Genomic DNA, 21568 nt, shown 5'->3' on the forward strand with positions numbered 1-21568 from the left:
CGCGCGTCCCGCGGCCGGACGTTTTCGTGCGGGCCCCATGGCTCGGCTGCGCGAGCGCTTCCGACGTCGGACCGCATGCCCCGTGCTGCTCGCACACGGCCGGCGTGGGGGCAAGGCGCGGGGCGGCGGCGTCGCGGCGTCGACGGGCGTCATCGCGGCGACGAGCGGGCGACGCGGATGGCGCTGTGTGTTCGCGCCCGTGCACTCCGGTGGGGCGAGGTTTCCCGGCGATGGCATGGAAGCCGCTGCACGGTCGCAGGAACGCGACGCGATCGCGAGGCGAGGAGGATCGGAGCATGGACAGCAAGCGTGGTGGCAAGACGTTCGACACGGGGGGCGTGCTGGGGCTCGCGTTGATGCTCGCGGTGGTGGGTGCCGCGACGTCCGCCGGGGCCCATGGCTCCAATCCCGGCCGTGCGCTGCTCCGCTGTCAGGAGCAGATCACGAGCGAAGGCCTCGGCTACACCAACCGTCTCAACGGCAAGCTGGCGCGGTGTCTCCTGCCGCTCGGCGAGTGCGCCGTCGAGAACGCGGGGCGTCCGGCCGCGTGTGCGCGCGCCGTACAGCGCTGCCGCTCCCTGCCGGCGGACGTGCGCGCGCTCGGGGATCGCCTGGTGGCGCGCACGCAGAACGCGTGCAACGGCGTCGCCATGAGCAAGCTCCTCGGCGACCTGGGCTTCGCCGCGCAGATGGCCGACTGCGCACCGAAGAACACGCGCGAGTTCGCCGTCTGTCTGATGGGCGACCTCCAGGAGGCGGAGGCGATCGCGATGCTGCGTCTCGCGCCCGCGGCGTGCGGGCTGCTCGAGGCCGCAGGCCTGCGCAACGTCGTGCCGGCGAGTCTCTGCACGCCCGGCGGATCGTGCGAGGCGCCGGAGCCGCCGACCTGCGAGAACCAGTACTGCGGCGGACCCGACGGACTCGGCTGTCCCGCCGGCATGGTCTGCAACCGGCACGACGCCATGTGCGGCGCGGACGCGGCGGGCGTGTGCGTGCCGGCGCCGGCGGCCTGCGAGGAGGCGAGCCCGGTCTGCGGCTGCGACGGCCAGACGTACGCCTCGGACTGCGCCCGGCTCGTCGCCGGCGTGACCCAGGCGTACGACGGCGCCTGCACGGTGGAGACGGCGTGTACGTCGAGCGCCCAGTGTGGGGCGGGCGGGTACTGCGAGTTCCCGTCCGGCGACTGCGGCGAGTCGCAGACGGGCGTCTGTCGCCCGATGAACGACCCGTCCTGCGAGATGTGCGTGGAGTACGCGATGGGCCAGGTGTGTGGGTGCGACGGCGTGAACTACCCGTCGGAGTGCGCGCGCCGCGCCGCGGGCGTCTCCAAGCTGGCCGACGGGTACTGCTTCACCTTCTGACCGGGGAGCGCGGGACGGGGAGGGCCGCCGCCCGGCGTACGCGCCGGGCGGCGGCTTGACGTTCGGGGGCCGGGGTCGCTAGAGCCCGACGCTTCGCATGTCGGGCTTCCCTTCCTGGCCGCCGTCTCCGTCGGACCTCGCGCGCCTGCGTGAAACGCTCGTTTGGGTCCACCAGCATTCGCCCCACTACCAGCGCGTGTTCGCGGACGCCGGCGTGGATCCGGCGGCGCTCGCGACCTACGACGACATCCGCCGTGCGGTTCCGCGCCTCGCCAAGACCGAGCTGGTCGCGAGCCAGCGCGAGCATCCGCCCTTCGGCGACTTCCTCACCGTCGACCGCCGCGGCTTCGGCTCGATCCACACCTCGCCCGGCCCGATCCTGATCCCGCGCCTGCCGGACGAGCCGGGCGGTACGCCCGTCCTGAAGGAGTCGGTGCGGGCGATGGGCGTGCAGCCGGGCGACGTCGCGCACGTCACGCTGAACTACCACGTCATGCCCGGCGGCCTGCGGCTGCACCGCGCCTTCGAGGAGGCGGGCTGCCTCGTCATCAACGGCGGCGTCGGGCAGAGCGAGCTCCAGGTCGAGCTGGCGCGTGCCTGGGGCGCGACCGTCTACGCCGGCACGCCGAGCTTCCTCGCCAACCTCGGCGACACGGCCCGCAGGATGGGCCTCGATCCGCGCCGCGACCTCCAGTACCGGCTCGGCTTCTCGACCGCCGAGATGCTGACCCCGAAGCTGCGGGCCGAGCTGCACGACGTCTTCGGCATCGAGCTCTTCGACCACTGCGGCGAGGCGCAGATCGGCCCGCTCGCCGGCGAGTGCAGGGCGCACGAGGGCATGCACCTCCACGCCCGCGACCTGTTCGTCGAGTTCCTCGATCCCGACACCGGCGAGCCGGTGGGCGAGGGCGGCACCGGCGAGCTGGTCGCGACGCAGCTCGGGCCGCGTGCGCTGCCGCTCGTGCGCTACGCGCCCGGCGACGTCTTCCGCCTGCTGCCCGGCGGCTGCGCCTGCGGCGAGGAGTCGCTGCGCGTCGTCTTCGTCGGGCAGAAGGGCGCCATCCGCAAGATCAAGGGCGTGCTCGTGCACCCGGCGCAGGTGCATCGTGCGCTCTCCGAGGTGGCCGGCGTGTCGCGCTTCCAGATCGTCGTCGACCATCCCGAGGGGCAGCGCTACGAGCGCGCCGTCCTGCGCGTCGGCACGACGGCGCCGCCCGCCGACGCGGCGGCGCTCGCGGCGACGATCGCCGAGCGCGTGAAGGCGTCGGCACTGATCGCCATGGACGTCGCACTCGTGCCCGAGGCCGAGGTGCCCGAGGCGGCCGCCGCGCCGCGCTTCGCCGAGGCCATGGTGGACCTCCGGAGGAAGGGATGAGCGCGACCACGCCCCCCGCGGACCGGCGCTACTACGCGCCCGAGATCCAGACCATGCCGCTGGAGCGCCTTCGCGCCCTCCAGACGGAGCGGCTCGCGCGCCAGCTCGATCGCATCTGGGCGACGCCGGTGCCGTTCTTCAAGCGCAAGCTCGAGGCCGCGGGGCTCCGGCGCGCCGACCTGCGCGGCCTCGACGACCTGCGCGCCATCCCGACCACGGTGAAGGCGGAGCTGCGCCGGAGCGAGGAGGAGCTCCCGCCCTTCGGCGACTACCGCGGCGCGCCGCCCGAGCAGGCGGTGCGGCTCGGCGCCTCGACCGGCACCAGCGGGCGCCCGACGCTGATCCTGTGGACGCGCAAGGATCTGCACGTCGACCACATGGCGTCGGCGCGCGGGCGCTGGCGCTGGGGGCTGCGGCCGGGGATGAGCCTCGCCAACGCGCACCCGTTCGGCATGAACGCGGGCGGCTGGCACTTCAGCCACGGCGTCGAGGCGCTGTCGGTGCTGAACGTGCCGTCGGGGCCGCCGGTCGGCGAGCGCCACGTCGCCGACGTGCTCGAGGTGTGGCGGCGCATCCGGCCGGACATGTACCGGCTGTTCGGCAACGTGGCGACGACCTATGCCGACGCGGCGCGCGCGCGCGGCCTCGATCCCGCCCGGGATATCAACCTGACCATCGCCGGCGATCATCCGTCCGAGCAGTATCTGATGGCCAGCTCGGGCCTCGAGGCGCTCCCGCTCCTCGGCAGCGCCTGCGACGAGCGTGACGGCGCGCATCTCGCCGAGGACCTCGCGATCGTCGAGGTCATCGACCGCCGCAGCGGCAAGGCGCTCGGCCACGGTGCGCGCGGCAGCCTCGTCGTCACCGTGCTGGAGAAGGACAACTTCCTCCTGCGCTACGACCTCGAGGACGTGGTCCGCCTCAACGAGACGCCGTGCCCGTGCGGCGAGACGCACCGCCGCCTCTTCTACGAGGGCCGCGTGCGCGACGTGACGCCGGTGGGCGACGCGCAGGTCCTGCCGATCGACGTCGCACTCGTGCTCTACGAGTTCCCCGAGGTGTCGACGCCGTCGGCCGAGTATCAGATCGTGCGGCCGCAGGCGCCGGCGCCCGCGCTCCACGTGCGCTGCGAGCACGCCGAGGGCGTCGACGCGGCGGCGCTCACCCCGCGCATCGCCGAGCGCTTCCGGGAGCGCACGGGCGTGCCGCTGCGGCTCGAGCTGGTGCCGAAGGGCGGGCTCCCGCGCTTCGCCTACAAGGCCGCGCGCGTCGTCGACGAGGGCTGACGAGCCAGCCCGGCGTCGCGCCCGTCAGGACGTTGACGGCCGGCCTGGGGCGAACGGCCGGCACGCCAGTCGGCGCATGCTGGCATGCATGCTGCTTCGCTGGCGCTGCTCGCCCTGATCCCGATGGTGCTCGACGCGGCGTCCGCCGGCGCCGCGAAGCGCTCGCCGTGCGGCGACACGGCCTGGGTGGTCGAGGACGCCCCGATCCTGCCTGGAGACGCCTCCCTCCAGCACAACGGCATCGTGCTGCGCGACGGGACGCTGGCCGTCGGCGGCGGCTGTGCGCCGGTGAAGGCGAAGCGCAAGGCGGGCAAGCAGGGGACGCGCCTCGCGGCCCGCTGGAAGACCTGTGCGGACGTCGCAGGGCCGGTGCGCTTCAAGGGCCGGACCGACCGGGCGTGCGGCACGCTCGCCGGCAGGTTGCGGGCGCGCCGGGGCGGCGTCGAGCGGGCGATCGCCGGGGTCGCCGTTCCGACCGGGCCGGTCGCGGGCCGGGTACGCATCGTCCGTCGCGTCGCGGTGCCCGCCGACGCGCGCGCCGGCGTCGTCGGCTACCGCGCCGAGCTCGAGGCGGGCGGCAGGACGGTCGCCGCCGACGGCGCGCGCGTCGACGATCCGCCGGCCGGGGCGGGCGGCTGGCTCGTGCGCTTCGGCGCGCACGCGACGACGACGCGCGCCGACGGCACGTTCGCGCTGACCCTTGAGGGGGCGCCTGCCACCCAGGGCGAGCTGTCCCATCCCGGGCAGCCCGACGACGTCGCGGTCGTGTTCTTCGCCGTGCCGCACCTCGCGCCTGCGGGAGCGATCCCGGTGCCCGTCGACGTGGTGGTCACGACCCAGGGCCCGTGCGGCATGGAGCCGGAGGCGGCGGACGACCCGCCGTACTGCGCGGCGCTGCCTCCCGCGCCGCTCGGGCGCGGGGCCGGCGCGCCTCGTCATGCGGCGCACGGCGGCCACGCCCACGCCGCGCACGGGGCCGGTGGCGACGTGCCCGTCACCGGCGCGGCGACCTACACCTGGACCGCCGGCGCGCTCGGCACCTATCCGACGCTCGCGGGTGGCAGATGCGCCGACGAGGACGGCGGCTTCGGGCTGAGCGGCGAGACCGTGCTGGGCGTCCTCACGAACTACCTGTTCAGCACCTGCCACGATCAGATCCTGTCCGGCTGCTGCGACAACGAGCTGGGAAGCCTGACGGTGTCGGCGAAGACGGCGTTCGGCAGGATCACGGGCTTCAAGCCCACGCCGTGCGACAAGAACCACCAGGGGCGCCTGTGCCAGGAGGTGCTCCAGGGCGACGTGGCGGTGCGGGTGCCCGCCGGCGTCGCGAGCGGGCAGCCGCAGGTGCGCAACGTGTTCGGCTTCCCGGTACGCGTGACCCAGCCCGTCGTGCCCGGCACGCCGGTGCCCATCACCGTCCACCACAACGGCTGCTACGGCGACACTGAACCGTCCCGGCTTTCCCGGAGGCTCCAGATGTTGAGAGGATGGAGCCATGGGACGAGCGACGAAGTATGCCCCCGAGGTGCGGGAGCGCGCGGTGCGGCTCGTGCTGACGCACGCGGCCGAGCACGAGTCGCAGTGGGCGGCGATCGAGTCGATCGCGGAGAAGATCGGCTGTTCGGCGGAGGTGCTGCGGAAGTGGGTGCGGCAAGCCGAGCGTGATCAGGGTGTGCGGCCGGGTCTGACGACGAGCGAGCGCGACCGGCTGCGCGATCTCGAGCGGGAGAATCGCGAGTTGCGCCGGGCGAACGAGATCCTGCGCAAGGCGTCGGCGTATTTCGCCCAGGCGGAGCTCGACCGCCGACCGAAGTGATGGTGGCCTTCATCGACGCCCACCGAGCGACCTACGGGGTCGAGCCGATCTGCGCGGTGCTGCCGATCGCCCCGTCGACGTACCACGCGGCGAAGGCCTGTGAGCGGGAGCCCGAGCGACGCTCGGTGCGGGCACGCCGCGACGTGGAGCTGCGCGATCTGATTCGCCGGGTGTGGACCGCGCACTTCCAAGTCTACGGCGTGCGCAAGGTCTGGCGCCAATTGCGACGCGACGGGATTGCCGTCGCGCGCTGCACCGTGGCGCGCTTGATGCGGGCGATGGGGCTCGCCGGCGCCGTGCGCGGACGGCGCTGGAAGACGACCATTCCCGACGACGTTGCCGCCCGCCCCGCGGATCGCGTGCGGCGTGCCTTCGCGGCGAGCGGCCCGAACAAGCTCTGGGTTGCGGACCTCACCTACGTCGCCACGTGGCAGGGCTTCGTCTACGTCGCCTTCGTGATCGACGTCTTCGCGCGCCGGATCGTCGGGTGGCGTGCCTCGTCGTCCCTGCGATCGGACCTCGCCCTCGATGCCTTGGAGCAGGCGATCTACAGCCGGCCGCACCGTAGCGGCCTCGTTCATCACAGCGACCGCGGCGTGCAGTACTTGTCGATTCGCTACACGGACCGACTCGCCACCGCGGGCATCGAACCGTCGGTCGGGAGCGTCGGCGACAGCTACGACAACGCCCTCGCGGAGACAGTGATCGGCCTCTACAAGACCGAGGTGATTCGCCGGCGCGGCCCGTGGCGCAATCTCGATGCCGTCGAGTACGCCACGCTCGAGTGGGTGGACTGGTTCAACACCCGTCGCCTCCTTGCCCCGCTCGGCTATCGGCCGCCGGCGGAGTACGAAGCGATGCACGACCAGACACAGGCGGCTCCTCTCGGAGCCGCCGCAGTCAACTAACCCAGCCTCCGGCGAACCCGGGACGGTTCACACCATCGTCGCGAAGACGGTCGACGAGCTGCAGGGCGGGCTCAGCGGGAGCGTGGTCACGGCGAACGGGGTCACGAGGATCCGCCACGGCGGCGCGAGCGGGTTCACGGCCGACGTGGGCATCGCGTGGGTGGGCGGCGTCTGTCCACCGGGCGTGGCGGCGGCCCGCGACGTCTACGAGTTCTCGACCGACGGTGCGGTCGCCGAGCTGATCCTCGAAGCGAGCTGCGCGCCCGCGACCACGACCACCACGACCGGCACGGCCGGGCCTACGACGACGACGATCGTCGGCCGTGCCGTGACGCTGCTCTTCCCGACCGCGGGCAACGCGGCGAACAGCGCGCTGTGCCTCAGCCGCGTCACCGGCGGCTGCGTCACGCCGGCGCACCCGCCGTTCTGCGGGTACACGCATCTCCACGACGCCACCGGCGTAGGCATCGGCATCGACGGGGACGGGCCGTATCCCGATCCCCACGCGACGATCGGCGAGCCGTGCGGATTCGGCGCGGTCGTGACGGTGCCCGGCTGCGGTCCCGACACCGTGCCGCCCTGCTGATCGGGGCGGCGCCGATCCCCCGAGCCGCATCGCCAGGCGGTCGCGCCGTGCATCGCGCCGCTCCGCGTGAGGTCCGAGACAAGGGTCCCGGGGTCGTCACGGCGACGCGGTGCAGGATTGACCGTCGGGGGGACGGGGGATAATGCGGAGGTCAGTTCGCGTATCTTCACTACGCATTCGGGAGGGACGCCATGGCCACACAGGATCGCTATGCCACCCCGGTCGACGGCCTCGAGTGGAGCGTGCCGTCGCACGGCGACACCACCTTCCGCTGGGAGTACGCGGACGGCCGTGATGCCCTCCTGCGGCTCTACAAGAAGGGCAAGGACCGCCAGTGGGACGCGGCCACGCGCATCGATTGGTCCCAGGGCCTCGACCCCGAGAACCCCGAGCAGCTGCCCGACGAGTCGATCCCGATCTTCGGGTCGGAGCCCTTCGAGCGCCTGACCGCCGCCGAGAAGGCCACCCTGCGCCGGCACTTCCAGAGCTGGCAGCTCTCGCAGTTCATGCACGGCGAGCAGGGCGCGCTCGTGTGCACCGCGAAGATCGTCCAGCAGGTCCCGCGCGTCGACGCCAAGTTCTATGCGGCGACGCAGGTGATGGACGAGGCGCGGCACGTCGAGGCGTACGCCCGCCTGCTGCACGACAAGTTCGAGCTCGCGTACCCGATCACGCCCACGCTCGCCCGCCTGCTCGACGACGTGCTGCGCGATGCGCGTTGGGACATGACCTACCTCGGCATGCAGGTGCTGATCGAAGGGCTCGCGCTCGCGTCGTTCGCCCTGATCCGTGACCAGTCGAAGAACCCGCTGGCGGCGTCGGTGAACGCCTACGTCATGCAGGACGAGGCCCGGCACGTCGCCTTCGGGCGCCTGGCGCTGCGCGAGTTCTATCCGACGCTCACCGAGGCGGAGCGCGACGAGCGCGAGGAGTTCGCCGTCGAGGCCTGCTATCTCATGCGCGACCGCTTCCAGGCCGAGGAGGTCTGGGCGAGGCTCGGCCTGCCGGTGGACGAGTGCGCCCGCTACATGCTCGAATCGGGCTTCATGCAGCGCTACCGCAGCGCGCTGTTCACGCGCATCGTCCCCGCGATCAAGGAGATCGGCCTCTGGGGCCCGCGCATCCGCAAGGCCTACGAGCAGATGGGCATCCTCGGCTACGCCGACGTCGACGTCGAGGCGCTGGCCAGGCAGGACGAGAAGGTCGCCGAGGAGTTCGACGCGCGGCTGGCCGCGTCGGCGGGCCGGCCGCCGATGGCCCGGACGGCATGACCGCGCCCGCCCGCATGCGGATGCGCGACCTCGAGCGCGTCACCGGCGTCGGGCGGGAGACGATCCGCTTCTATATTCGCGAAGGGCTCCTGCCGGAACCCGAGCGCACCGGGCGCAACTCGGCCTGGTACGACGCCCGTTTCGTCGAGCGCCTGCGGCTCGTGCGCGAGCTGCGCCAGAAGCGCTTCCTGCCGCTGCACGTGATCAAGGCGATCGTCGGCGGCGACGCGGCACCGTCGCGCGACGAGGTCCGCACCCTCGTCGAGCTCGACGGCAAGCTCTTTCCGGCGGTGGCGGGCATGCCGGTCACGCCGGCGGAGCGCATCGGCGCCGTCGCCAAGCGCACGAAGCTGCCCGTCGCCGAGATCCGTGTGCTCGCCGAGAGCGGCGCGCTCGAGATCGTCACCCGCGGCGGCGGCGAGTGGCTCCTGGACCCGGCCATCCACATGGTCGAGCTGTGGGCGCGCGTACGCGCGGCCGGCTTCTCCGACGCCCTGGGCTTCGGGCCGCACCGCCTGCGGCTCTACGTCGACCTCGTGTCGTGGCTCGCGCGCGAGGAGCTGCGCATGTTCTCGCAGGGCCTCACGGGACGGGTGAGCACCGAGGAGGCGGTGCGCATGGCCGAGGACGGCATCACGCTCGTGAACCCGATCATCGGCCTCCTGCGGCGGCAGATCCTGCTGCGCTACATCGCCCAGGGCAACGTGCCGCCGCCCGCGCCGGAGCCCGCGCCGCAGGCGGCGGGGCGGGTTTCGCGCCGGCGCCGGATGCGCTAGGGACGGCGCCCGATGATCTCCACCGGCGACTTCAAGCGGGGCCTGCGCATCCTCGTCGACGGCGACCCGTTCGTGATCCTCGACGTCCACGTCCAGTCCCCGTCGGCGCGCGGCGCCAGCTCGCTGTCGAAGCTGAAGGTGCGCAACCTCCGCACCGGCCAGGTCCTCGACAAGACGTTCCGCGGCGGCGACAAGGTCGAGCAGCCGAACGTGGAGCTGCGGCCCGTCCAGTTCCTCTATGCCGACGACGACGGCTTCCACTTCATGGACACGCAGAGCTTCGAGCAGGTCGCGCTGCGCAAGGACGAGCTCGGCGACGTCGCCGGCTATCTGCGGGAGGGGATGGAGGGCATCCGCTCCGTCGTCTTCAACGGCCGCGTGATATCGGTCGACCTGCCGCTCACCGTCGTGCTGCGCGTGGTCGACACCGCGCCGGCGCTGAAGGGCGCCACGGCGCAGGCGCAGACGAAGCCTGCGACGCTCGAGACCGGCCTCGTCATCCAGGTGCCGTCGTACCTCGAGACGGACGAACTCGTGCAGGTCGACACGCGCGAGGCGCGCTTCGTCGCCCGCGCCAAGGGCTGATCCTCACCGCGCCGACAGGCACTCGAGCGTCAGCCGATCGCGATCGCGCCGCTCGAGCCGATCCCAGGTGTCGGTGCGGATGCGGCGTCGAGTCCGCCGCTTGTGCGTCGGGGCGGGCACGGCGATCGCAGCGGGCGCGGTGCAGACGTTCCACCCGCCGCTGCCGCCCGGCTGGGCGGACGCCTGCGCGAGCGTGGCCCCGGTGACGGTACGCAGCCGCTCGAGCCCCGACGCGTCGGCGGCCTCCCGGACGTCGATGCGCGTCGGACGCTCCGGCGTGCAGCGCGGGAAGCGCGGGTCGTCGTTCGCCAGGCACAGGCTTACGGCGAAGGTGCACGTGCCGTCGGCGCGCCCGTCGAGGTCGCAGGCCGGGTCGCCGTCGAGGCAGCGCAGGATCGGACGGACCTTGCCGCCCTTGCCGCGGGTCACGGGACCGGGGGTCGTGAACTCGGCGATGCAGTCGGTGCGCGCCTTGCCGCCGCCGGGGATGCAGCGGCCCGGACGGCCGAGCGTGCACTGGCAGACGTCGCCGACGCCGTCCGCGTTCACGTCGGCCTGGTCGGCGTTGGGGATGAGGGGACAGTTGTCGCGCGCGTCGGGCACGCCGTCGCCGTCGGTGTCGAGCGGCGGCGGGATCGGGTCGGGCTCGCACGCGTCGCCCACGCCGTCGCCGTCGGCGTCGGCCTGGTCGGGGTTCGGAACCGTCGGGCAGTTGTCCTCTTCGTCCGGTACGCCGTCCCCGTCCCGGTCGGGGGCCGACGGATCGTCGACGTCGCAGGCGTCGCCGACGCCGTCGCCATCGCGGTCGCTCTGGTCGGGATTGGGAACGAACGGACAGTTGTCGTCGACGTTCGGCACGCCGTCGCCGTCGGTGTCGGTGTCGGGCGCGAAGGGCGCTTCGCACACGTCGGCGATGCCGTTGCCGTCGACGTCCGGCGAGCCCGGCGGTGCCTTGCAGGCCGCCACGGCGAGGCGGCTCGGCCGGCCCTTGGCGTCGTAGAGCAGGCGGATGGTGCCGGCGCGGCACGAGGCGCCGATGCGCGTCGTCAGCGTCATCGCGAGCGGGTCGTCGGCGAGGATCGTCGGCGCGTCGTTGCGCAGCCGGAACGGCAGCGAGACCGAGTTGACGCGATCGCGCAACGACAGCCCGGTCAGCGTGGAGCGGGCGACCTCCACCCCGGTCGTCGCGTTGCGCAGCACGAGCGTGAAGGACACGCAGGACGGCAGCGCGCGGCTCGCACGGATGAAGAGGAGTGCGGCCCCGTTCGTGAGCTCGGGAACCGTGACCCCCGTCGGCGCCAGCGTCGTGCCGAGGCCGTCGTCGGTGGCGAACGACGGGAAGGGGCTCTCGGCGGCCGCGCCGGGCTCGACGGACACGATGTCGGCGGTGGCGCTGAGGCGCGCGGGGGCCTCCGGCGCGAGAACGCGGCGCTCGCGCAGGAAGAGATCCTTCACGACGAACGTCGGCGTGTCGGCGGCCGCGGTCGCCGCGGCGACGAGGAGCGCGGGCGCGGCGACGAGGGCGAGCCGGGGCAGGCGAGCGAGGCGCATGGGCGCCGATAGCATGGGCCGTGCCGCAGCTCACAGCCCTCCGCATGTCCCGCCTGACGGGAGGCCAGGCGGCATGAGGGCCCGATCGTGCATTTCGGCACGTTGGTAGCGGCCGTACGGGCGATCCGACGACGGCCTCTGTCCAACATCCGCGGCATGGTCCATGACGGGCGGGTGCGACGGCTCACACTGCTGCTCGTGTTGCTCCCGTTCGCGGCGCCGGTCGCCGCGCAACCCGACTGTCCGGCGACCGCGTCGCTCGCGATCTACGCCGACAACGCCAGCGCCGACGGCACGGTGACGATGACGGTGACGGGCGAGCTACTGGCGCCCGCCGCGACGTGCGCCGGGACCGGCGCCACCTCCTACGAGCGCACCGTCCACTGCAGCGGCGCCGGTCTGGCCGGCTGCGGCGTGGTGAGCGGGCTGCGCCCCGGAGCGTGGGTCCATCGCGTGACCGTCGTCGTCACCGGGTCGGCGGCGCAGCGCCAGGCGCGCCGCGAAGTCGTGATCGCCGACGCCGGTCCCCGCCCGGCCAATGCCCTCGTGTGGACGGTGTACCCGCGCACGTTCGTCGTCACTGCGGCGACGCAGGACGCGCTGCGCGAGCAGCTCGACGCCGCGAGCGCCTTCACGGCGACGCACCCGGGATCTGCGCTCGTGACCTTCGCGCCCGAGATCTTCGCCGGCGCGCACGACCCGCGCACCATAGACCTGGTGCGCACCCGGTGCGATCCCGAGCCCGCGCGCGCCGCCGGGCTGTGCGTCGCCGGGAACCGCGTGGTCGTCGACGCGCTCGATCGCTCGGGCGAGCCCGGCGCGGTGGTGCTGTCGGTGGGGGCGCGGCTCCTCACCGTGCTACGGCTCTACGGCAGCGACACCGTCTGGCGCGGTCTCGTCTTCGTCGGCAGCACGGTGGGCGGCAGCGTGCAGGCGGACACCATCGCGATCGTCGGCGCCGCGGCCCAGAACGCTCGGCTCGAGCGCTCCCTCGTGCGCGGCCCCTCCGCCGGCGACGCGGTCAGCGTCGAGGACGGCGCGCGGGGCAACGTCATCGACTCCATCCTCGTCGGAGCGCAGAAGAAGGGGCTCATCGTCGGCGCGGGCTCGCAGGCGGTGCTGCGGACGAGCTGCGTGCACGACAACCGCGGCGGCGGCGTCCAGGCGCTCGACGGCGGCCAGGTACTCGCGGCCGGCAACGTGATCGTGCGCAACGTCCCGGGAGCCGCCGGCCACGGTCTGGCCGCGAGCGCGACCGGGCCCGACCCGAGCGTGCTCATCACCAACGGCAACATCGTCCGTCTCGCCGGCGGACGCGGCATCTCGGTGACCGACCACGCGATCGCCAGCCTCGACAACGACTACGTCGCCGACAACCAGTTCGCCGGGATCAAGATCGAGACCTCGGCCGCGGCGGGACCCGGCGTGGCCCCGATCGCGGCGCTCCACGGCACCGCGCTCGTCTGCAACCGCAACGCCGGGGTCAGCGGCAGCTGCCAGCCCCTGGCCGACGGCGACGGCGTCGCCTGCGGCGGCGCGGCCGATTGCTGCGGCATCCCGGGCACCTGCTGCGTCGACGATGCGGGCTGCACGGCGCCGCTCGCCTGCCAGCTGCTCTCGTTTCCCCGCGGCTACGGCGCATCGCAGGCGGCGGAGGCCGGACGCACGCCGCCGCAGGTGTCCTACGGCGACGCGCTGCGCGCGGGGCGTAACGCCTTCACGCTGAACCGCGGCGCACCCGCGGGTGCGAACCTGTTCGTGAACGTGCCCGGTGCGGCGGTCGCGGCACGGGGCAACCAGTGGGAGCGCTGCGGGCCCGGCGCGACGTGCGACGTGGCCGCGGTGCTCGCCGCGGACGGCGACGTGCGCACGGCGGCGGGTGCGACGGTGGACGTCGGGACGCCGCCGGGCCCGCGCGCCGGCACGCCGACCCTGGCCCTGGTGCAGCCGGGGCGTCCGCGTGCCGGCGACCTCGTGCGCGTCTTCGGCGACGGCTTCGACGCGATCGACGGCACGGCGTGCGGCGAGGCGGGCACGCCGAACGATCCCTGCGCGGCCGGCGACGCCGCCGTCGAACGCCGCAACGAGCAGACGCAGGCGAACCGCATCCGCCTGCTGCGCGGGGACGGTCAGGTCCTGGCGACCGTCTATCCCCTCGCCGTCACGCCGACGATGCTCGTCTTCCGCATGCCGTTCGATTGCTTCGCGGCGCTCACCCTCCAGGTCTCGAAGCGTGCGCCCGATGGCGGCCGACTCAGTGCCACGCTGCCGCTGTGCGATCCGTCCGGCTGCCTCGGCCAGCCGGCGGGCGTGGCCTGCGACGACGGTTCCGCCTGCACCACCGACGACCGCTGCCTCGGCGACGAGGCGGGAACCTGCCAGGGCACGTCCGTCGTGTGCAGCGGCGCCTGCCTCACGGGCAGCTGTGATCCGGCGCAGGGATGCGTGCCGAAGCCGGCCAGCGCGGCCTGCGACGACGGCAACGCGTGCACGACGAACGATCGCTGCAACGGCGTGGGGAACGTCTGCGTGGCAGGGCCGCCGCGCTCGTGCGACGCGCCGTGCTTCACCGGCGCCTGTCATCCCCAGCTCGGCTGCGAGGCGCGCCCGGCGGGGGCGATCTGCCGTCAGGCGGCCGGGGCCTGCGACGTGGCGGAGACGTGCGACGGCGTCACCGGCGCGTGTCCCGCCAACGCGTTCCAGCCCTCGACGCTGGTCTGCCGACCGGCTGCCGGGCCCTGCGACGTCGCCGAGACCTGCACCGGCTCCGCGGCCGCGTGTCCGGTCAACGCCTTCCTGCCGAGCACGGTGGTGTGCCGCGAGGCGGCCGGGGTCTGCGACCTCGCCGAGACCTGCACCGGCACCTCGGCGGCATGTCCGGCCAACCTACGCGGGACGGGGGTCTGTCGTCCGGCCGCCGGCGTCTGCGACGTCGCCGAGCACTGCACCGGAACGCGCGACGACTGTCCGCCCGACGTTCTCGTCGCGGCCGGCGTCACGTGTCGCGCGGCGGCGGACGCGTGCGACGTCGCCGAAACCTGCACGGGCGCCGCCGCCGCCTGTCCGGCCGACGCCGCCGCCCCGGCCGCGACGGCCTGCGACGACGGCAACGTATGCACGACCGACGACCGCTGCGACGGGCTCGGCGCGTGCCGTGGCGGCGGCGAGCGGGAGTGCGCCGGTCCGTGCCTCGCCGGCACCTGCGATCCCGCCGTCGGCTGCGTCCCCGCCCCGGCCACGACGTCGTGCGACGACGGCGACGTGTGCACGAGCGCGGATCGCTGCAGCGGGATCGATGGGACGTGTCTCGCCGGGGCGCCGGTCGGCTGCGACGACGGCGATCCGTGCACGATCGATCGGTGTGACGCCGGCGTGGGCTGCCTGCACACGCGGATGTCGGGGGCGGACGGCCTGCGCTGCGCGATCGATCGGTGCAGCCGTCGCCGCCTCGTGCGCCGCCTGGTGCGGCTGGAGCGGCGCATCGATCGGGCGCTCACGGCTGGACGTACGCCGGCGCGGCGCCTGGTCGCGCGCACGCGGACGCTGCTCACGCGCTGCGGGGTGCCGAGCCCGGTCGGGCTCTGACGGCCCTCAGGAGCGCGTCACGACGACGGCGCCGGGCGGGACGTCGGTGCCGAGCGGAGCCAGCAGGCTGGCGTCGCCCGCGACGCGGACGTCGTCCGTCGCCCGGCCGGTGAGGTGCACCCATCCCGCAGTGCCGTCGCCGACCAGGGCGACGTCGCGCACGTCGTGCAGGCGCAGGGCCGGCGCGCCCGCCGCCACCACGCGCGGCAGGCGGGCCCGCTCCACGTCCTCGAACCAGAGCGCAGGGCGCGGATCGCCGGCCGCGGCCTCGCAGACGAGGCCGTCGGCCCGTAGGCCCGCGACGTGCCGGCACCACAGCACCGCTGCCGGTAGCGGGCCGAACATGCCGGGGCGCGGGTAGGCGGCACGGAGCTGCGCGATCGCGGCGGCGGGAAGCGCCGCCGGCGCGCCGGGGGCGTGCGCGAGGCGGACGTCGGCGAGCGTCAGATCCTCGATGCGCGCCCCGTCGAGCCCGGCGACGACGCTGGTCGCGCGGGCGCCGGTGGCGACCAGGTCGCGGATCGTCACCCGCCGCAGCACGCCCGGGGCGGTCGCACCGGCGGCGCGGCTGCGATCGCCGAGACGCACGAACAGCGGCGTGCCGACGTTCTCGATGCGCACGTGCTCCACCAGCACGTCCTCGAGCACGCCCCCGTCGGCCATCTCGAGCGCGACCCCGCCGTCCTCGGCGATCTCGGGCGGAAAGCCGGGCGCCGGCCGGTGGCGCACGAGGCAGTCGCGCAGCACGACGTCGCGGAAGCCCGTCGACGATTCGCTGCCGAGCTTGAGCCCGTTGCTCGAGCTTTCGACGATGCAGTCCTCGATCACGACCTGCTCGCAGAAGCGCTCCTCGCCGCCGGTGCCGCTGGCCTTGAGGCAGATGCCGTCGTCGAGCGCGTCGACGCGGCAGCCGGCGACGCGCACGCGACGGCAGCAGTCGAGGTCGATGCCGTCGGCGTGGCCGCCGGTGACGGTCACGTGCTCGATCACGACGTCGGTGCAGCCGAGGAGGCTGACGGCATAGTTCGGGGCGCCGCGGACCTCGACGTCGGCGACGCGGACGCGGCGGCAGCCGCGCAGCGCGATCGGCTTCGGGCCGCCGCGGCGGGTGCGGGCGGCGTCGATCACGCCGGGGCCGGTGATCGTCACGTCGGTGCAGCCGTCGGCGGCGAGGAGCGCGAACGAGAAGTCGGCGGTCTCGAGGTCGGCGAAGGTCAGCGACGGCACGAGGTCGACGGGGTCGTAGTCCGCGTCGTCCGGGCTGCCGAGGAGCACGGCGCCCGCGTCGAGCGCGAGCGTGATGCCGCTGCGCAATCGGACGGTCCCGAGCCGGTAGACGCCGGGCGGCACCCTCACGACTCCGCCCCCCGCCGCACGTTGGACGGCGTTCTGGAAGACGCGCGTGTCGTCCGCATGTCCGTCGCCGGCGGCGCCGAGCCGCCGGACGTTCACGCGTTCACCGGAGCGCAGACCGTCGCTCGAGGAACCGAGGATGCCGGTGGCGAAGACGCTGCTCGCCAGCGTCGTCGAGCCGGTGAGGAACCGGCGGCGGGTGAGACGTCCGAGCCAGCCGCGAGAACGAAACATGCAGAGCCGTCCTGGCGACGCACGCTGGCACCGTCGCGCCGTTCTGCGCAAGCGACATTTCGCTCATCGGTCGCGTCAGCGCGCTGCGACGACTCGCGGCGCCGCGGCGCGGCCGGCACGGCCCGTATCGAGCGCTGTGTCGAGTGCGCTCCCGTACAGGACGTAGCTCTTGTATGCGGCACGCGACAGCGAGCGCACGCGCGCCGGCGTGGGGTTCGCGCCGACCAAGGCGGCGACGATGTCGAGCGCGTCCCAGGGGTGCGTGTCGTCGTAGTCCGCGTGCGCCTGGAGCCAGCGCAGGCCGGCCTCGAGCTTCTGCGGCGCGAGCAGCTGGCGGTACGCCGGACTCGACGCGACGCCCGGGGTCCATTCCCCGGTCGCGCCCTCGACGGCGAAGTTGGTGGCGACCATGGCCTCGGCGAGGTCTCCCGCGGAGCATATCTGCCAGCACCAGTCGGCCACCGCGGTCATCGCGACCGGGCGATCGCCGTCCCAGACGTCGTCGCGCGAGAAGCCGGCGGCGTCGCACCAGTCGAGATACCACTCGGCATGCTGCTGCTCGACGCGCAGGTTGCGCGCCAGCCAGGAGCGCGCGGCGTTCTGTCCGACGTCGCGCCCGTGCGTCGTCTTGAGGATCGCCTGCGCGAGATACTGCGGGAAGCGCTCGATGAGCGGCCAGAAGCCGACCAGCATGCGGCGGTGCTGGGCGGCGTCGATCGTGCCCTCGCGCATGCGCTGCCACGCCTCGTGGGCGGTGACGCCGCGGCGGGCCTCGCCGGTGTCGACGACCAGATCCTGGAGGTAGCTCGGGTAACGGGCGAGCCGTTCGTGTTTCATGCGAGCCTCCGTCGAGCGAGTGGGGCGGCGGGCGCTGCGGTGGGCTGGCCAGCGTCGGCCGGCGGCGAGCTGCGGGCGCGACGCTCCGCATCTTCGGCCAGAAAGGCGCGGCGCGCCACCCAGGCTGGCATGCCGAGGAAGCCGGCGCCGGCGAGCGCGGACAGCCACGCCGGCACCCGCTCGGCGGCGAACGAGGCGCCGAGGGCTGCGCGCGTGACGTGGGTCCACACGTGCCACGCGTCGAAGCGCGGCATGCCGGGCTCGGCCCGATCGCGCGTGACGACGCCGAGGACCAGGTGGGCGACGAGCGCGAGCGGGATGGTGGCGGCCTGCAGCGCCCCGAGTCGCAGCACGCGGGCCGTCCGCGCGTGTCCGGCGCGTGCGCCGCGCCGGGCGAGCGCCAGCAGGACGGCCGCCCACGCGAGGTTGCCGGCGAACGCGGCGGCCATTGCCGCCGGCGGCAGCGTCCCGGCGCGGCCGGCGCGTACCTGGCCGAGGAACCAGCCGTAGGTTTCGATCGCCAGCTGCTGCCGTCCGTCGATCAGCGCGGCGACGAGCCACTGCGCCCCGAGTTGGATCGTCAGCGCGGCGACGGCGAGGGGCCAGGCGAGGAGGATGAGGGCGGGGAGGCGCGCCGCGCGGGTGCCGGGCGTCCCGGCACGGGGGCCGGTCGCACGCGCGACGGCGGCGTCGAACGCCCAGGCGAGGTAGCCGAGCCACAGCGCCAGCCACGCCGTCTGCCCCGTCCACGACCAGGCGCCGGGAGTGAGCGTCCACGCCCAGACGCCGAGGAGCGGCACGACGAGCGCCGCGACCGCGAGCTCGACGCCGCCGGGGCGCGGGGACGCGGTCTGCGGTCGCACGGCCGCGAGCGGCGTGACCGTGTGCCGCTCCGCGCACAGCCGCCAGCACACCATGCCGATGGGGAGGAGGAAGAAGATCGCGGTGCCGACGATGCGGATCCAGGCCGGCACCTGGCCGCCGGCGTCGAGCGTCCCGAGGAGGGCGGTGAAGATCCCTGGCCAGACGCCGAGCCCGGTGCCGCCGGCGAGCACGAAGTAGCCGAGCAGCGCGATCGGCGCGGTGGCGGCCTGCAGCGAGGCGAGCCGGAAGGCGCGCGCCACCGCCGGCTGCGCGCGGCGCAGGGTGCCCGTGCCGATGCGCATCGCGACGCCCGCCCACAGCACGTCGCCGAGCATGGGCGCGCAGGCGACGGTCGCGAACGGATGCCGCTCGTCGTCGAGCCCGAGGACGCGACGCGAGAACCAGCTGAGCGGATCGTCGCTCATGCCCACCGCGACGGCGTAGGGCGCGGTGTCGATCATGCCGCGCAGCCAGCCGACGAACGTCGGGTCGGCCTGCCCGTGGTGGTAGAGCAGCAGGTTCACGCCGAGCTGCGTCCAGGTCTCGGCGACGACCGTCAGGGGCGCGAGGGCGACCGCCGCGAGCACGAAGACCAGCCCGGCCCGGCCACCCGCGCCTTCCTCCTGCCGCGGCCCCCGGCCCGGCCCGGTCGCGGCCAGGGCCTCGAAGAAGGATTCGAGGGCGACGAGCCATGCGCTCGTCCACAGCAGCTGACCGAGGAGGTCGGCCCCGGCGATCGGTGCGCGGCCGGCGATCCAGGCGGCCAGGCCGAGCGCGACGAGGACGCCGGGAGCCAGACCGGCCCGCACGGGGGAGGAGGAGTCGTCCATCCTTCGCAGCTCTGGGAGCCCTTTCGTGGTGACACGGGTCTAGTCGGGTTTCCAGCCCGCGCCGAATGTGCGGTGCGCGACTGCATGCAGGGTCGGCTATCTCGCCCCGGGCGGCGGGAGCGCGGAGGCGGGGGAGGCGTCGATCACGCCAGGCGAGGCGTTCTGCTCCGGCGGCCCGCGCCCGGGCCGGCGCGAGCGGCGGATGCGGCAGGCCCGACGGCGTCTCGTCGCGTGTCGTGGCGGCGGCGTCGTCGCGTGGTGCGGCGTCGCCGTGCGCGCCGCACGCGGCGACGCTCCGGCGCCGTGACGGCGCCGCGCGCGGGTGGCGGCTCGCCGCGTGCCGCCGCGTCGCGTGCGTCGAGCGTACGCTGGCATTCGCCGGCGTTCGGGGTAAAGACGATCCGATGGCACGGGTGAAGGATGCGGCGCTCCAGAGCGAGCTGCGGGCGTGGACGGTCCGCGACTCGATGGAGCTCTACAACATCAACGGATGGGGCCGCGGCTTCTTCACGATCAACGAGGCAGGCAACGTCGAGGTCACGCCCGCAGGCCCCGGCTCGACGCGCATCGACCTCAAGAAGCTGGTCGACGACCTCTGCTCGCGCGGGCTCCGCCTGCCGCTCCTGATCCGCTTCTCCGACATCCTGCGCACGCGCGTCGAGCAGCTCTCCGGTGCCTTTCGTCAGGCGATCGCCGACAACGACTACAAGGGCCGCTACCTCGGCGTGTACCCGATCAAGGTGAACCAGGCGCGGCACGTGGTCGAGGAGCTGATCGAGTACGGCCGCCGCTCGAACCTCGGCCTCGAGGCGGGCTCGAAGCCCGAGCTGCTGGTGGCGCTGGCGCTCCAGGACAACCCGGACGCGCTGATCCTCTGCAACGGCTACAAGGACCGCGCCTACATCGAGACGGCGCTGCTCGCGCAGAAGCTCGGCCGCAAGGTCATCATCATCGTCGACCAGATGGCCGAGGTCGACACGATCATCGCCACCGCGCGCGACCTCGACGTACGGCCGGTGCTCGGCGTGCGCGCGCGCCTGTCGACGAAGGGCGCGGGCAAGTGGGTCGAGTCGACCGGCGACCGCTCGAAGTTCGGCCTCACCACCTCCGAGATGGTCACCGCGGTCGAGAAGCTGCGCGCCGCGAACCTGCTCGACTCCCTGCAGCTCCTGCACTTTCACATCGGCTCGCAGATCACCGCCATCCGCGCCATCAAGGACGCGCTGCGCGAGGCGAGCCGCATCTTCGTCGAGCTCTACGCGCTCGGCGCCCACATGAGGTACATGGACTGCGGCGGCGGGCTCGGCGTCGACTACGACGGCAGCCAGACGAACTTCCACTCCTCGGTGAACTACACGCTCGAGGAGTACGCGGCGGACGTCGTCAGCCAGATCGCCGAGGCGTGCGACCAGCATCACGTGCCGCACCCCGACATCGTCACCGAGTCGGGGCGTGCCATGGTCGCGCACCACTCGGTGCTGGTGTTCAACGTGCTGGGCACCAACGAGATGCTGATGGGGCAGATGCCCGAGCCGGTCGCCGAGGACGAGCACCGCATCATCCACTCGCTCTGGGAGACGTTCACCGGCGTCTCGCGCAAGAACTTCCAGGAGGCGTACCACGACGCCCTCCAGCTGAAGGAAGAGGCGATCACCGCCTTCACGCTCGGCGTGATCGATTTGAAGGGCCGCGCCCGCGCCGAGGAGCTGTTCTACGCCACGGTCGAGAAGATCCTGAAGGTCGTGCGCGACCTCGAGTACGTGCCCGACGAGCTCGAGGGTCTCGAGCGGCAGGTGTCGGACACGTTCTACTGCAACTTCTCGCTCTTCCAGTCGCTGCCCGACCACTGGGCGGTGCGCCAGCTCTTCCCGACGCTGCCGATCCATCGCCTGAACCGCCCGCCGCAGCGCCGCGCCGTGCTCGCCGACCTCACCTGCGACAGCGACGGCAAGATGGACCAGTTCATCGACCTGCGCGACGTGAAGCACTTCCTCGAGCTGCACCAGCCGAACGGCGAGCCGTACCTGATCGGCAGCTTCCTCGTCGGCGCCTACCAGGAGATCCTGGGCGACCTGCACAACCTCTTCGGCGACACCGACGCCGTCCACGTCCGCCTCGACGGCGACGCCTACCGCGTCGAGCACGTCGTCGAGGGCGACTCGGTCGCCGAGGTGCTGTCGTACGTGCAGTACTCGAAGCAGGATCTGATCGCGCGCGTGCGCCGCGCCACCGAGGTCGCGCTGCGCGACGGACGCCTCACGCCCGCCGAGTCGGGCCGCCTCATGCGCCGGTACGAGGAAGCCCTCCAGGGCTATACGTACCTGACCGTCGACGCGTAGGTCGCGCCGCC

Annotated in this window: 14 protein-coding genes and 1 other annotated feature; of the genes, 10 read left to right on the forward strand and 4 right to left on the reverse strand. The window is 73.6% G+C overall.

The features are described from left to right. Positions 1-296 precede the first annotated feature (296 nt). The 8 genes from KIT14_17350 (at position 297) to efp (ending at position 9964) form a co-directional block, all read left to right on the forward strand. Entirely contained in the window at positions 297-1361 is a 1065-nt protein-coding gene (locus KIT14_17350; GenBank protein ID MCW5892290.1) for a hypothetical protein, read from the forward strand. A gap of 196 nt (positions 1362-1557) precedes the next feature. Further along, positions 1558-2736 (forward strand): hypothetical protein, encoded by a 1179-nt coding sequence (locus KIT14_17355; protein MCW5892291.1) that lies wholly within the window; start codon positions 1558-1560, stop codon positions 2734-2736. Continuing rightward, entirely contained in the window at positions 2733-4022 is a 1290-nt protein-coding gene (locus KIT14_17360) for a phenylacetate--CoA ligase family protein (GenBank protein MCW5892292.1), read from the forward strand. Before KIT14_17355 ends, KIT14_17360 begins: the two co-directional genes overlap by 4 nt. Positions 4023-5517: 1495 nt before the next feature. Further along, positions 5518-6746, forward strand: a protein-coding gene (locus KIT14_17365) for an IS3 family transposase (protein MCW5892293.1) whose coding sequence is annotated in 2 segments (ribosomal slippage) — positions 5518-5806 and positions 5806-6746 — 1230 coding nt in all. Because the reading frame shifts where the segments join, the coding sequence is not laid out codon by codon here. Beyond that, positions 5796-5912, forward strand: a sequence feature (AL1L pseudoknot). It overlaps the preceding gene by 117 nt. Positions 6747-6891: 145 nt before the next feature. Continuing rightward, positions 6892-7332: a hypothetical protein gene (locus tag KIT14_17370; GenBank protein MCW5892294.1), complete on the forward strand. Its 441-nt coding sequence runs from the start codon at positions 6892-6894 to the stop codon at positions 7330-7332. Positions 7333-7523: 191 nt separating this feature from the next. Further along, positions 7524-8603: a ferritin-like domain-containing protein gene (locus KIT14_17375; GenBank protein MCW5892295.1), complete on the forward strand. Its 1080-nt coding sequence runs from the start codon at positions 7524-7526 to the stop codon at positions 8601-8603. Beyond that, a complete protein-coding gene (locus KIT14_17380) occupies positions 8600-9379 on the forward strand; it encodes a MerR family transcriptional regulator (GenBank protein MCW5892296.1) in 780 nt (259 codons plus the stop codon). The genes KIT14_17375 and KIT14_17380 overlap by 4 nt, the downstream gene beginning before the upstream one ends. A gap of 12 nt (positions 9380-9391) precedes the next feature. After that, positions 9392-9964 (forward strand): elongation factor P, encoded by a 573-nt coding sequence (gene efp, locus KIT14_17385; GenBank protein ID MCW5892297.1) that lies wholly within the window; start codon positions 9392-9394, stop codon positions 9962-9964. A 3-nt stretch (positions 9965-9967) separates the two neighbouring features. Here the strand turns inward: efp and KIT14_17390 are convergent, their stop codons facing one another. After that, on the reverse strand, positions 9968-11530 hold the full coding sequence (locus tag KIT14_17390) for a thrombospondin type 3 repeat-containing protein (protein MCW5892298.1): 1563 nt from the start codon (positions 11528-11530) through the stop codon (positions 9968-9970). A 159-nt stretch (positions 11531-11689) separates the two neighbouring features. Between KIT14_17390 and KIT14_17395 the strand changes: the two genes are divergently transcribed. Next, positions 11690-15100, forward strand: coding sequence for a right-handed parallel beta-helix repeat-containing protein (locus tag KIT14_17395; protein MCW5892299.1), 3411 nt, complete (start codon positions 11690-11692; stop codon positions 15098-15100). Between the two features lie 6 nt (positions 15101-15106). Here KIT14_17395 and KIT14_17400 read toward each other — a convergent pair whose 3' ends face one another. From KIT14_17400 to KIT14_17410, 3 genes are all read right to left on the reverse strand, one after another. After that, positions 15107-16687, reverse strand: coding sequence for a right-handed parallel beta-helix repeat-containing protein (locus tag KIT14_17400; GenBank protein MCW5892300.1), 1581 nt, complete (start codon positions 16685-16687; stop codon positions 15107-15109). A 75-nt stretch (positions 16688-16762) separates the two neighbouring features. Further along, positions 16763-17524: an iron-containing redox enzyme family protein gene (locus tag KIT14_17405; GenBank protein ID MCW5892301.1), complete on the reverse strand. Its 762-nt coding sequence runs from the start codon at positions 17522-17524 to the stop codon at positions 16763-16765. After that, on the reverse strand, positions 17521-19218 hold the full coding sequence (locus KIT14_17410) for a hypothetical protein (protein ID MCW5892302.1): 1698 nt from the start codon (positions 19216-19218) through the stop codon (positions 17521-17523). The genes KIT14_17405 and KIT14_17410 overlap by 4 nt, the downstream gene beginning before the upstream one ends. A gap of 404 nt (positions 19219-19622) precedes the next feature. Between KIT14_17410 and speA the strand changes: the two genes are divergently transcribed. After that, positions 19623-21557 carry a biosynthetic arginine decarboxylase gene (gene speA / locus KIT14_17415; protein MCW5892303.1) on the forward strand — a complete coding sequence of 645 codons (1935 nt, stop codon included), beginning with the start codon at positions 19623-19625 and terminating at the stop codon, positions 21555-21557. Positions 21558-21568 lie beyond the last annotated feature (11 nt).

Source organism: bacterium (assembly GCA_026129405.1).
GTDB lineage: Bacteria > Desulfobacterota > Binatia > DP-6 > DP-6 > JAHCID01.